Source organism: Citrobacter sp. Cb004 (genome assembly GCF_030337065.1).
Classification (GTDB): domain Bacteria; phylum Pseudomonadota; class Gammaproteobacteria; order Enterobacterales; family Enterobacteriaceae; genus Citrobacter; species Citrobacter braakii.
Genome location: NZ_JAOWCH010000046.1, coordinates 62,392 through 75,323, shown reverse-complemented (window position 1 = coordinate 75,323; position 12,932 = coordinate 62,392). Strand labels below are relative to the sequence as shown.

General features: G+C 49.7%; 12 protein-coding genes and 1 other RNA gene. 1 reads left to right on the top strand and 12 read right to left on the bottom strand.

From position 1 onward, the window contains the following. Positions 1-64: 64 nt before the first annotated feature. Genes OGV65_RS05505 through OGV65_RS05490 form a run of 4 tightly spaced genes read right to left on the bottom strand, consistent with a single transcriptional unit; the run spans position 65 to position 3,419 of the window. Positions 65-358, bottom strand: a complete 294-nt coding sequence (locus tag OGV65_RS05505; RefSeq protein WP_016152887.1) for a ferredoxin family protein — start codon at positions 356-358, stop codon at positions 65-67. After that, on the bottom strand, positions 355-1,644 hold the full coding sequence (locus OGV65_RS05500) for an FAD-dependent oxidoreductase (protein WP_286454702.1): 1,290 nt from the start codon (positions 1,642-1,644) through the stop codon (positions 355-357). The genes OGV65_RS05505 and OGV65_RS05500 overlap by 4 nt, the downstream gene beginning before the upstream one ends. Positions 1,645-1,697: 53 nt before the next feature. Further along, the gene (locus tag OGV65_RS05495) at positions 1,698-2,633 is read right to left on the bottom strand and encodes an electron transfer flavoprotein subunit alpha (RefSeq protein WP_286454701.1); all 936 of its coding nucleotides are present in this window, start codon (positions 2,631-2,633) and stop codon (positions 1,698-1,700) included. Positions 2,634-2,654: 21 nt separating this feature from the next. Beyond that, positions 2,655-3,419, bottom strand: a complete 765-nt coding sequence (locus OGV65_RS05490) for an electron transfer flavoprotein (protein ID WP_047500317.1) — start codon at positions 3,417-3,419, stop codon at positions 2,655-2,657. A 505-nt stretch (positions 3,420-3,924) separates the two neighbouring features. Between OGV65_RS05490 and OGV65_RS05485 the strand changes: the two genes are divergently transcribed. Beyond that, a complete protein-coding gene (locus tag OGV65_RS05485; RefSeq protein WP_286454700.1) occupies positions 3,925-4,815 on the top strand; it encodes an AraC family transcriptional regulator in 891 nt (296 codons plus the stop codon). A 54-nt stretch (positions 4,816-4,869) separates the two neighbouring features. Here the strand turns inward: OGV65_RS05485 and OGV65_RS05480 are convergent, their stop codons facing one another. From OGV65_RS05480 to rprA, 8 genes are all read right to left on the bottom strand, one after another. Continuing rightward, positions 4,870-6,021, bottom strand: a complete 1,152-nt coding sequence (locus OGV65_RS05480; RefSeq protein WP_003836610.1) for an acyl-CoA dehydrogenase — start codon at positions 6,019-6,021, stop codon at positions 4,870-4,872. A gap of 13 nt (positions 6,022-6,034) precedes the next feature. Beyond that, on the bottom strand, positions 6,035-7,630 hold the full coding sequence (locus OGV65_RS05475) for an acyl CoA:acetate/3-ketoacid CoA transferase (protein WP_286454699.1): 1,596 nt from the start codon (positions 7,628-7,630) through the stop codon (positions 6,035-6,037). Positions 7,631-7,786: 156 nt separating this feature from the next. Further along, positions 7,787-8,545 (bottom strand): type I 3-dehydroquinate dehydratase, encoded by a 759-nt coding sequence (aroD, locus tag OGV65_RS05470; protein WP_047500321.1) that lies wholly within the window; start codon positions 8,543-8,545, stop codon positions 7,787-7,789. A gap of 36 nt (positions 8,546-8,581) precedes the next feature. Beyond that, positions 8,582-9,448, bottom strand: a complete 867-nt coding sequence (gene ydiB / locus OGV65_RS05465; protein WP_016156358.1) for a quinate/shikimate dehydrogenase — start codon at positions 9,446-9,448, stop codon at positions 8,582-8,584. Between the two features lie 21 nt (positions 9,449-9,469). Continuing rightward, positions 9,470-10,705, bottom strand: a complete 1,236-nt coding sequence (locus OGV65_RS05460; RefSeq protein WP_137380454.1) for an MFS transporter — start codon at positions 10,703-10,705, stop codon at positions 9,470-9,472. 240 nt (positions 10,706-10,945) lie between these two features. Beyond that, a complete protein-coding gene (locus OGV65_RS05455) occupies positions 10,946-12,166 on the bottom strand; it encodes an MFS transporter (RefSeq protein WP_094168895.1) in 1,221 nt (406 codons plus the stop codon). A 48-nt stretch (positions 12,167-12,214) separates the two neighbouring features. Continuing rightward, positions 12,215-12,571 carry a YdiL family protein gene (locus tag OGV65_RS05450; RefSeq protein ID WP_019076677.1) on the bottom strand — a complete coding sequence of 119 codons (357 nt, stop codon included), beginning with the start codon at positions 12,569-12,571 and terminating at the stop codon, positions 12,215-12,217. 158 nt (positions 12,572-12,729) lie between these two features. Then, positions 12,730-12,837, bottom strand: an RNA gene (gene rprA / locus OGV65_RS05445) — antisense sRNA RprA. Positions 12,838-12,932: the final 95 nt, after the last annotated feature.

The following is a 12,932-nucleotide window of genomic DNA, read 5'->3' as shown; positions in this document are numbered from 1 at the left end:
TTTCGGCATACATCTGACCGGATGGCCAGGCGGGGCCAATCCGGCGTACAACATGCAAAATCCGTTAGCCGTAGCGGAAATCAACGCCAAATGTTCCGAGCGGGTATTCCCATTGTGTGAGGATCGTGTCACCGCACAGCACCCGGCAGGTGCCGCACTCCAGGCAGCCTGCGGAATCAAAATGAATATTTCCACTCTCATCCTGTTTATACAGTCCGGCGGGGCAGGCTTTCAGCAACTTGCGAAATTCATTAAGGTCGGGATGTTCAGCCAGAATGATGTGCGGGTGGCCTTCATCAACATTAAATTTATTGACGCCCAGTTTGACGTCGACGTTAACGTTAGTGTCCTGATTCATAGTGCGGTGGCCCCCTTGATGCCGTCTTTCAGTAAGTTTATCAGCCCAATTTGCCTGGCATGGGACATGATCATCTTGCGAACGGGCTGATTTGGGCTTCCGTCGACGGTAAACATATCGTTCATGATATCGACCACCATGCGGGGATACTGGGTGAACAGGCGCGGGTTTTCCATCAGCGCCGGGATCTTGCGAAAATGCTGTAAATCACGCATCACACAGCCTTGTTCGAGGGCGCGTTTGTAATCCATCAGGCTACTGGCCGAGTAATCCTGGCGTTCTTTTGCTGCAATGGCTGTTTGGGCGGCGGCTTCTGCGGAAGCTATCGCCAAATCCATGCCGCGCACGGTATAACCCAGATTCAGACAGAAACCAGCGGCATCGCCGACGATCATTACCCCGTCATCAACCAGCTTCGGAACCATTGCCAGACCGCCTTCCGGTACCATATGTGCGGAATACTCCAGCAGTTCACCGCCGGCAATCAGCGGACGAATAGTCGGGTGTCGCTTAAAGTCTTCCAGCATTTGCGGAATGCTTTTCGTGGCATGGGCAATATCCCCCAGACCACACACCAGGCCCAGAGAGATGGAATCCTGGTTGGTATACAGAAATCCGCCTCCCATCAGTCCATCAGACGGTGAGCCTGCGAACAGCCAGGCTGCACCTTCGTTGCCTGACAGATTGAACCGATCCGCAATCACCGCCGACGGTAAGCCGATCAGCTCTTTTACGCCAACGGCATAGTGCTGCGCAGAAGAGGGGGGAACCATTCCCAGCGACCGTCCCAGCATAGAATTAACGCCATCGGCTAGGATGACAATATTGGCTTCAAGGATATCGTCCCCGGCTTGCACTCCGGTGACCTTATTGCCTTCGCGAATTAGCGCGTCGACGCGCACGCCGGGGATGAACTGCACGCCAGCCTGTTCCGCTTTTTCCATTAGCCATGGGTCAAGCCGGTTGCGCAAAACGGTATAAGAGTCCTGCGCTGGCGCGTTGTCTTTTTCACGATGGAAGTCGAGGGTAACGGCGCTCTCTTCGGTCAGGAAGGAGATTTTTTCGCGAGTGACTTTACGTTCGAGAGGCGCTTCCTGCGCGAATCCGGGCATGATGCGCTCAAGGCTATGCGCGTAGAGTCTCCCGCCGGTCATATTTTTACTGCCCGCACTGTTGCCGCGCTCAATGACCAGTACGTCCAGTCCGGCCCGGGCCATAACGTAGCCTGCCATTGTACCCGCTACACCAGCACCGACCACAATGGCATCAAATTTTTCATCTGACATGCTTTATGCTCCTTTCCCGCCGCGAGGGCAGCGGGAGATGTGCGTTAACGGGATTAGCGGCTGAGATGGTCGATAAGGGCCGGAACCACTTTGTAGATGTCGCCCACCAGACCGTAATCGGCGTAATTGAAAATAGGGGCTTTTTTATCTTTGTTGATGGCGACAATGACTTTCGCGCCGTTACCGCCGACCATATGCTGAATTTGTCCTGAGATGCCCAGCGTGAGATACAGGTCTGATTTCAATAACACGCCAGAAACGCCAATGTAGCGTTCGCGTTCCATCCAGTTTTCGCCTTCGGCAATCGGTCGTGAACAACCCACTTCAGCACCCAGCACCGATGCCAGTTGGCGCACCATTTCCAGATCGTTTTGCGCCACCAGGCCGCGACCCACACCCACCACGCGCCTGGCTTTGCTGAGATCCACGCTGCTCACGGATTTGGCACGACGCTCCAGGTACATCACTTCATGGTGCGGTGCGATGTACGTTGCTGAGACAACCGGGCAGTTGTGTGAGGCGTTTTCCGCGACCGGTTCAAGCTGGCCTGGGGCAAGCGTGATAATCGCCAGCGTACTTTTGATTTTTTCTTTGCCAAATGCCAGACCACCATACATCCGGTGTTCGGCGAACAAAATGCCTGCATCCAGCGTTACCGATGTGGCGTCGTTCACCATCGCTGCGTTGAGCTGAATGCTTAAGCGTGCGCCAAGGGATTTGGCTCGTTTAGTCGCGGACATTAGCAGCAGCCCGGCGTGTTCCTGCATCAGGGCGGCGATGGTCTCAGCGTAATTTTCAACACGCTGTAAACCGGAGGTTGCGTCGAGCACGACTATCTTATCGGCGCCCAGGGCTTGCAACTGATTGGCCTGGTCGCTGCCTTGTACGATAAGGTGTACCTGCTCACCCCACAGGCGAGCGCCGGCCATTAATTCTGCATAGCGTTCTACGTTATCGCTGAACACCCAGACGTTGGCTAATTTACTCATGATGATTTCTCTCCGTTGGGCTTAGTTCAGGGCTTTTTTCAGGTGTTCAGCCAGTTCGGCAATGGCTTCTGCTGAGTCATTTTCCAGAATGATGTGCTGACGTTCGGTTTGCGGCGGCACGGTGAGGCTCACCAGCTCCGCTAACGGTGACGCAGGTATCCAACCAATATCGCTGGCTTGCCACGGGGTGACCGGTTTTTTACCCGCGCCCAGAATCGCCTTCATCGAGGGAATACGCGGTGTGTTGATATCCGACGTCACGCACAGTACGGCGGGGAGCGGCAGATCAATTACTTCGACTTCATCTTCAAGCGTGCGCTCAACCACAAGGCGGTCGCCATTACGTTGGATGCTGCTGACGGCATTAATCACTGGGAGCTGTAATAGTTCCCCAACCAGTAAGCCGACCTGCTGCGCGTAGATATCCCCCGATCCTTCACCGAACAGCATCAGGTCGAAATCCATATTGTTGGCCGCACAGGCCAGCGCCTGAGCGGTATCCCGGGGTAATGAATGCTCCAGTTGTGGATCCTGCACCATATACAAACTGTCCGGCCCGCGGGACAGCACGTCTTTACGCACTTTGGAGTTTTGTAGTAGCGACCCGCCCACCGTTAAGGCGACGATTTCATCACCCTCCGCGCTAAGTTGCGCTGCGGCCTCTATCGCATTTAAGTCAAACTGGCTGATTTTGGCATCGGCCCGGTCAAAGTTAAGCGAGCGCTGTGGGGTAACAACAATGTCCTGTTCTTCAGGCACCAACTTAAAGCAGGTTATTATTTTCATGGCATCTCCAGTGATTCTCGTGTGGATGATGACGTGGTGCGTCATTATCGACAGTAGGGAAAATTGACTGAAAATAGTGTGCGACAGAGGGAGGGCTGTTTTCGACGGGGAAATCTGTTTTCATTGCCAACAATCTTGCAAAAAAAACGTCCCGGGAATGCCTGGTTTATCAGCAATAATCAGACGGTGCGTACCAGAGGAAAAAACGGGAACACAAAGACAGTGAAAATAATTGCGAAATGCGTCATGTTTTTAATCGCCTCTGCGCTGAATTTGTTTCTTATATGTAAATTATTAATGCAGACTTAATAACATTTATTCTTTTTGATTATTATAAAACGCAAATAATCAATGGCAGCAATGTACCAAAGCAAAAGGTGTCATCTTGCAGACGGCGCAAATAATTTTGTTTCGCCGGGAAGGAATAACGTTGTATAACGTCATTATCGTTTTTATTTTCTGATATTAATAATCCCAAAATTGCTGCCTTTAGGTGGAGGTTGTCATGTATCAACGCTGCTTTGATAATGCCGTGGAGACCCTTTTTGAACAGGGAAAAACCCCGAGATTCTCGCGATTCGTCATCAGTGATGACCCTAACTGGGAGTCGGGTCATCACGTTCACGATAATGAAACAGAGCTTATTTATGTCAAAAAAGGGGTCGCAAGATTAATTATCGATTCGTCGCTGTATGTCGCGCATGCCGGGGATATCGTGGTGATAGAGCAAGGGCGACTTCATGCGGTTGCTTCGGATAGTAGCGCGCCTGCAACGACTTACACCTGCGCGCTCTACGGTTTTCGTTTCAACGGCTGGCAGGATAATCAGCTATTGCAGATGCACTCGTGTCCCGTGATTAGCGTTACTCAGGGGAAGGAGGTTATTAAGAGTATCTTTAATGAGTTGGGGGTTATGCTCCCCCAGAGCAAAAATAACCTGACATCTTCAGCCTTCGACGCTTTTGCATATGCTCTAACCGTTTTATTTTACGAAAACTTTAAAAATGCCTATCGTTCTGAGCAAGGTTATATTAAAAAAGATGTCTTAATTAAAGATGTGCTGGTTTATTTAAATAATAACTTCCGTGAAAAAATTACTCTCGATCAGTTATCCAAAAAATTCCGGGCCAGCGTGAGTTATATCTGCCATGAATTTACTAAGGAGTATCGAATTTCGCCGATCAATTATGTGATTCAGCGACGAATGACCGAGGCGAAATTTGCCCTGACGAATACGGAAGCTTCGTTAGCGGAAATCTCCTGGCGGGTAGGGTATGAAAATGTCGATCACTTTGCCAAACTCTTTCAGCGGCATGTGGGTTGTACCCCCAGTGATTATCGCAAGCAGTTTAAAAATAATCTGGTTGAGCAGGAATGCTTAATGCCAGAGGTCTGATTATCCTGGCTCGTGCCGGAAAACGCTTGTGCGCTATCCGGCACGATTTACCGCTTACTTATTCTGATAATCTTTCAGGATTTGGCGTCCGGCGACGTAAATCATAATTTCGTCGGTGCCGCCGCCAATGCGCTCGCAGCGAACATCGCGCCAGAATCGGGAAACGCGCGCTTCATCGGTGTAACCCAGCCCGCCCATGATCTGAATGGCGTCATCAATCACTTCCATTGCCGTGCGGGCGCAATACAGTTTTGCCAACGCCGCGCTGGTCCGCAGCGACTGTTCCTGATCGGCCTGCCAGGCCACTTTCAACACCATATTGCGCATGTTTTCAATTTTAATCGCCATCAGCGCCAGTTTTTCCTGGATCATCTGGTTATGGCCAATCGGTTTACCAAATGCGATGCGCTGGTTAGCGTAACGGGCGGCATCTTCGAAGGCGCACTCGGCGAAACCGGTACTACGCGCGGCGTTGATCAACCGTTCCATCTCAAAGTTGTACATGACGTTGAGGAAGCCCATGCCTTCTTCGCCGACCATATCGCTTTCGTCTACTTCAACATCATCAAGATAAACTTCGCAGGTGCTGAGCATGTGCCAGCCGATTTTATGCAACGGGTTCACCTTAATGCCGGGTTTCTTCGAATCCACCCACCACAGTGTAAAGGCTTTCTTCGGATCTTTCGGCTCCGGGTCGCGAGCCAGTACCAGCATATAAGGATACTCTTTAGCGCCAGTGATAAAGGTTTTTTGCCCGTTGAGATATACCTTGCCGTTTTTGCGGGTGTAGCTGGTGGTGGCGCTGTTATTGTCTGAACCTGCTCCCGGTTCGGTTAATGCCAGCGCATAAGCCGGATCGCCCGTTTCCATGGTGCTTTCTGCTGTTTTACGTAACTGCTCGGCGGAGCCAAAACGACGCATACTGTGAATGCACTGACCGTTCGTGATTAAAAAAGCGGGTGCGCCGCATTTGGAAACTTCCATCAGTGCCAGCATCTGCGTGACGTAATCTGCCGGGATACCGCCGAACTCTTCCGGAACGCCCAGCATTGAAATACCGTTGTCCGCAAGGGCGCGCATAAACTCTTTCGGATAGGTAGCCGTCTGATCGCAGGTACGGAAATATTCCTCCGGGAAATTGCTGGTAATCAGTTCGCGAATGCTGGCAAGCAGCAGCTCTTGTTCTTCAGTTAATGAAAAATCCATCAGGGTACTCCTTTTAATTGGCGGCATCGGGCAATATAAAACCCATCGAAGCATCGATAAATAATCTTTCGTCCATCAGTTTCAGTTCCGAAGAAATAACCGGAGGGAAATCCATTTTGTCCAGAATGTCTTCCTGTAAAGAGACTCCTGGCGCAATTTCGACTAAATGAAGACCATCTTCTTTTAACGTAAATACAGCACGCTCGGTGATGTAACGCACATCCAGTCCGCGCTCGAGTGCAATTTTTCCGCTGAAAGTGACTTCAGGTAATTCGTTGACGAATTTTTTCACCCGGCCTTCCTGCACGATATTTAATTTGCCATTGGCAACTTCCGTTTTCAGGCTTCCGGCAGTTAAGGTGCCGCAAAATATTATTTTCTTCGAGGTGGCGCTAATATCGATAAAACCGCCGGTCCCCATAATTTTGCCATTGAATTTATGTACGCCGACGTTGCCGTGGCGATCCACTTCGGCGAAGCTTAAATAGCATACATCCAGCCCACCGCCGTGGTAGAAGTCAAACTGGGAGGTCATATCCAGAATCGCGCGGGTGTTGACGTTGGCGCCAAAAGCGATGCCCTGGGAGGTAATTCCGCCAATCGGGCCGGTCTCGACCGTCAGAATAAAGTCGTCAGCGCAGCCTTCTTCGCGTGCAACGAGACCAATACCATCGGCGATACCCACGCCAACGTTGCCGACCGCGCCTTTACGCATTTCGAACAGGGCGCGTCGGGCCACCAGTTTACGCTGATTGAGCGGCAGGGCAGTCTGCTGGCTGTCATCAAGGACAAAATCGCCCGAGATAAAGCGGTTAACCGGCGCGCCGCCGTACAATTGAGTTTGATCGGGATCGATGACCACAATATCGACCAGATAGCCCGGAATACGCACGGCTTTTGGGTGCAGTGTGGCTTTCTTCACCATTTTTTGCACCTGCATCATGACGATACCGCCGTTGTTGTGAACGGCCTGAGCAATCACCAGCGCGTCAAGATACATAACTTCATCTTCAAACGTGGCGTAACCTTCGCTGTCGCAGGTGGTGGCGCGAATAAAGGCGATGTTTGGCGCAATGGCTTTGTAGTAGAGGTACTCTTTGTTATCAATTTCCACCAGCTTGATCAGATCTTCGGTGGTCACTTCATTCAGCTTTCCGCCCTGTTGGCGGGGATCGACAAATGTTCCGATACCGATCTCACTCAGAATACCCGGCTGGTGGGCTGCCGAGGCACGCAGGGTCTGGGTTAATACGCCCTGAGGATAGTTATAGGCGGCAATTTTATTCTGCTCAGCGAGGTCGGAAATTCGTGGTGATTGTCCCCAGTGGCCGCATAATGCCCATTTGACTAAACCTTCTTGTGCTAACGGGCTAATTCCACGGTCAGCACGGTCACCTAATCCCGTTGGGCTAATCAATGATAAGTTTCGGGGTGAATGTGCGTTTTTATATTTTTCAGCCAGCGCATTAATTAATGTTGTTGCTTCGAGAATACCGCCACCTGCGCCTAATACACAGAGCGTTGCCTCATCAGGAATATAATTAATGGCATCCGCTGCGGATAATACGGGGACCCGACCATCAATGCGTTTTGGTCTTGATAATTTCATGTGAACTCCAGATTATATGCGTGCGACTACCTGTCGCTATATTCGACAATAATAATGTGAGTTATTTAATAATGTCCGGCCATCTGCCCGATATTCGTGATTAAGCGAATATCTGGGGCAGGGCATTACTGATATTAATATGGATAAACGGTACTATTACGCCTGATGCAATATGGTCAAAACGGTACGTAGGTCGGTGACCGAAATTTGCCCAGGGGCAGAGGCTTTTTTCACCGCACCAAAGGTTGCCGCTGAACCGAAAACCTCACCGGACAGACGTGAAATCACCCCTGTTTTGGCCATCGACATAGTAATGATCGGGCGATCGGCATAGCGTTCCTGCATTTCCAGCGTGGCGCCAAGCAGGGTCAATACATCCGTTTTGTTTTGCGGCATCAGGGCGATTTTCGGGATATCAGCGCCAAGCTCCTGCATTTTACGCAGGCGCAGGACAATCTCTTGTGCCGCTGGCGTCTTATGGAAATCATGATTCGACATAATGACGGCGACATTTTTTGCATGTGCATATTCGACGGTGGCTTTAATCAGTTCGTCTCCGGTGAAAAGCTCCAGGTCAATCATATCGACCAGACCGCTATCTACCGCCGCACGGTTTAGCGCAATATAGTTTTCGACAGCCAGCGCCTGTTCACCACCTTCTTTGGCACTACGGAAGGTGAACAGCAGCGGTTTGTCAGCCATCACATCGCGGATGGCGCGTGCAGCTTCCAGTACGGCATCAACGGAGGACACCTCGGTGAAATGGTCAACGCGCCATTCCAGAATGTCGAAATCCGCCTCGCGATAGGCCAGCGCTTCGCTTTTTACCGTTGCGATGTCTTTACCCATCAGTGAGACAATGATCTTCGGCGCACCCTCGCCAATGACGAGGTTTTTTACGGTTACGGTTTTCATCGATTACCCTTTAAATATTTTACAAATGCTTGCCCATCAGGCTGCAAAACCCATAACCTGTTTCACATACTCAAGAGGGAAATCTTTCCCGGTCCAGAGTTTGAACTGTTCAGCCCCTTGCCATAACAACATGCCGTAACCATCAATCGTTTTGCAACCGGCAAGTTGTGCCTGTTGCAATAATTTGGTCATATGCGGGTTGTAGACGCATTCAGTCACCAGCAGGTCCGGGCGTAGCAGGGAAACGTCGGTCACCAGAGATTCGTTCTCCAGCGGCTTCATTCCCACTTTCGTACCGTTGGTCAGAATATCCGCGCTGGCCAGTGCGTCCGCAAAAGCCTGTCGATCGTCGAGATCGATAACGGTGACCACGCAGTCGGTATTTTCATTAACACGTTTGGCGAATTCTTGCGCTTTGGCAAAGAACTCATCTTGACGGTTAAAGAGTTTGATTTCTTTGATGCCTTCAATCGCCGCCTGGGCGCCAATGGCCGTTGACGCGCCGCCTGCGCCCAACAGTACCATGGTTTTACCCCTGATATCGAAACCGCTTTCCTTGATGGCGCGAATATGCCCCGTGCCATCAGTATTGTAGCCGCGCAGGTAACCATCATCATTGACGATAGTATTAATCGCGCCGACCAGTTTGGCTGCAGGCGTTAATTCATCAACATATTCACATGCCAGTTGCTTGTTGGGCATTGAGACTCCGGTACCGCGCATTTTTAAGGCCTTCAGCCCGGCAATCGCATTAGCAAACGTGGAGTTATCGACTTCAAATGCCATGTAGGTAAAAGGTAATCCCGCTTTTTCTAATGCCTTATTTTGCATTTCAGGCGACAAGCTGTGTCTGATAGGATAGGCCATCAGACCAATCAGTTCATATTTTGCAGTTACGTCCATTTGATACTCCTTCTAAGCAATTTATTGAAAATAACGTTCGCCCAACCGCACATCATTTTTGGGAATATCAAATACGCGGTAGTAACGAATAAAGACGATGATGGCGGTGATGAAGGCCAGCAAAGCAAATGCGAGGTCCAGCAAAATGATGTACTGCAGGCCAATGTTTGAAAGGTATCCGGTGATTAATGGGATAATAAAGTTGGCTACGCCCCCCATCATCATATAAATACTGGTGACCTTGGCTTTGCTCCTGGGGAAAAACTCTGACATCACCGAAACGCCGAGCTGTAAAATACCGCCTGCGGCAGAAAACCCGATAAGAAATGAACCGGCGTTACACACCAATGGGGATGGATATAAATAGATAACCGCTGCGGTGAGGGTTGCCAGCCCGGCGTTAAACACATTCGCCCAAATGGGTCGAACCATTTTCTTGAGCAGTACAGCAAAAATAAACACGCAGACCAGCGATCCCATACTGTAGTAAGAGATGGTTTTCAGCGCGTCGGCTTCTGCCATGCCGGCAAATGCCATCGCGTATTTCGGCATCCAGACTACGATGACGTAAAAGGTCGAGAATGCGGCCACCCCAAACATAACGGAGGCTACGCCTTCCAGCCAGACCAGCGGTTTACTGTTCATCTGCGGTAGCTCTTTTGCAATGCCCGCATCCACCATCTGGCTGGGGAAACGGCTTTTGAGCAGCATCAACGTTATGACGACGAACAGTACCCCCGGGATAATGACCGCATAGCCATACCAGATATGGTTGAGCAGCATGGTGCTGACGACGATGGGGTAGATCATCTGCCCGAATGAGACCATCGCTTTAACCAGGATAACAGCTGACCCAGATGCCTTAGGGAAGCATTCCATCAAAGCCGGATAGCCACCTGTATCCAGGGCCGAGTTAGCGACGCCGACACAAACAGCGAGAATAAAGGCAATCATCAGATTCGGGCTGGCGGGAATGCCGAAGAAAAACAGCATGTACAGAATTGCCCCTAACAGAATGATAGCCCGTCTACCAAATTTATCTGAGAGCACGCCAAAGAATAAAATACTCACCAGGCGACCAAGACCAATGCCGGAAATTAAATAGGCTATCCCAGCATTGTCAGTGGAGAATTTTTCTGCGAGAGAGCTCATATTTTGCGCCAGTGTAATGACGCTAATGCCGTGTAAAAAATAACTTAAATAAATACAGGTTATCGCCAAAAGAAATGGCGTATTAAAGGTCTTATTTTGAGACATGTTCACAACTCCTTGCGGATTTTAAAATTGTTCTGTGCTCGTCGATTTTGTTTAAATTGCGGCGACCTTGTGATTAATATACCGGGGCGCTGATATTGTGCCTACATAGCATGGCGTTTAAGTTACCAGGTATGTTGCATGCTCAACTGTGAAACTTAATTCTTTCAACCAACATTTTGCTGAAGTTTTAAAACCGCGACCAATTATTTTGCAGCGGGGGAGAACAATATTGCATCCGCATTATTTTACGACCGTCGCCATGTTTAGTTGCTGCTTTGTCGCGATACGGCTGCGATAGCCAATAAACAATGCTAACAGGAAGCCTACCGCGGCTATGCCGGTATCAAACCACATGATGTGAGCAATGCTGGTCTGCGAGAGTCTTGCCGTTATCAGTGGGATGGTGAAGGTCGCAATGCTGCCCGCGCTGTAGTAAATCCCGGTAGCTTTGCCCTTCGCATCGGGAAAGCGTGCGGCCATCAGCGTTAAACCGATTTGTACAACGCCTCCGGCTGAAGAGAAACCGATGACAAACGCGAAGACGATCACCATGTAGATCGACGGATGCAGGCAAACCATCAGCAAGGCGATAAATGAGATAAAGGTGTACAGCATTAACAGAGAGGTTGCGCGCCCCGTCTTTCGTGCCAGTGGCGCGGTGATCAACACACACAGTAGAGAACCGCAGGTATATATGCTTAACAGCTTGATCGATAAGGTGTAGGACATCCCGGCGACAAACTGTCCGTACTGTGCCAACCACTGGCTTATCAGATAAAATGTCGCCATGGCGATGTAGCCGTACAGAGTGTAACTGGTGAGATCGAGAAGAGAACAACGATGTTCAGATTGTATGCTTTTCTGTTCAACGGGTAATGCCTTGAGGGGGGCTTGATGCCCAGGATGGGCCGGGAATCGACAGCGAAACAAAAATACGCCATTAATTAGCATTACCGCGGCCGCCACAAGGAAGGACCAGCCAAACCAAAGTTCTGCCCACACCAGCAGACTGATAATCATCGGCAGCAGAAACTGACCGATGGAAACAAACGCTTTAATTAAGATATTAGCCGTGCCGGGAGAGCGGGGAAACGCCTCCATCAGGCTGGGGTAGGTTCCGGCGTCAAGAAAACTGTTTGCCATTCCGGCTAAAAATCCAAAAGCATAGGCAATATAAATGCTGTGAGTATTGATGATGCCTACAAAGAACAGCAGGTAGCAGACCATACCGAAAATAATAAACGGTCTGCGGCCATAGCGATCGGAAAGCATGCCCGCCACCAATAACACGCTTAAACGGCCAATGCCGAGTGAGGAAATAACAATTGAGACGCCTGCGGCATCGGTGTGCCACTGTTGTTCCAGTGAAGACATATTGAGGCTCATCAGAATGACCCCCATGCCGTGTACCAGGTAATTAAAGTACAGCCCTATCGCAGTGGAGAAATAGGTGTTTTTCATAATATGTTACTCAGCGAAGAGGCTAAATGAGTGTGGCGCTGCGGTCTCTTAACACAAACGCTCAAGATCGTGGGCATACAGTTCAACAGCGGCCGATTGATAGATTTTCCAGTCGAGAAAATCATCGTGCTGATAAACCGCCTGAAAAGAGTTCAGATCGGGAAAGAAACGCATGGTGTTATTACCGATACGGTTATTTATTTTTTCGATAATGGCGTTAATTCTTAACTTTCGTCTGGCTTTCATTTCTGCACAAATGCGCGTGATGTCTTCCGGGATTTCCCTTTCGCCATTCTCCCATTGTTGCCAGGCGGCAACATTGTGATCCCGCGAGATATACATAGCGCTTTCTTCTACCGTCATAGCAAAAATATGGCGGATAGCCTGGAGTTCTAATGCGTTCATTATTTGATCACCTCATAAAAGACGGTGGAATAGTAATAACATTGCTGTGGATATTTCGGCTTGAAGAGAGTCACAGTATCTTGTGCAATATTATTTGTTTATCAACGGGGAAGAGCGGAGCTGTGGTGCGGTAAGGCTGGTGGCGAGGCGCGCGAAGGACAAAAAAAAGCCCATCGTGGGAGATGGGCAAAGACTACACACAGCAATTCGTTGTTTCACTCAGGGGATTTCCATGCTTATAAATCAATGTGTTGATCTAAAGCCATGGGCTAATAGTAGGCATACTGATTTTTTACGTCGATCAGATTCATCTCAATAGTTTAAAAACTGTAAATAATTTGCGAAGAAAATGAGTATTTAA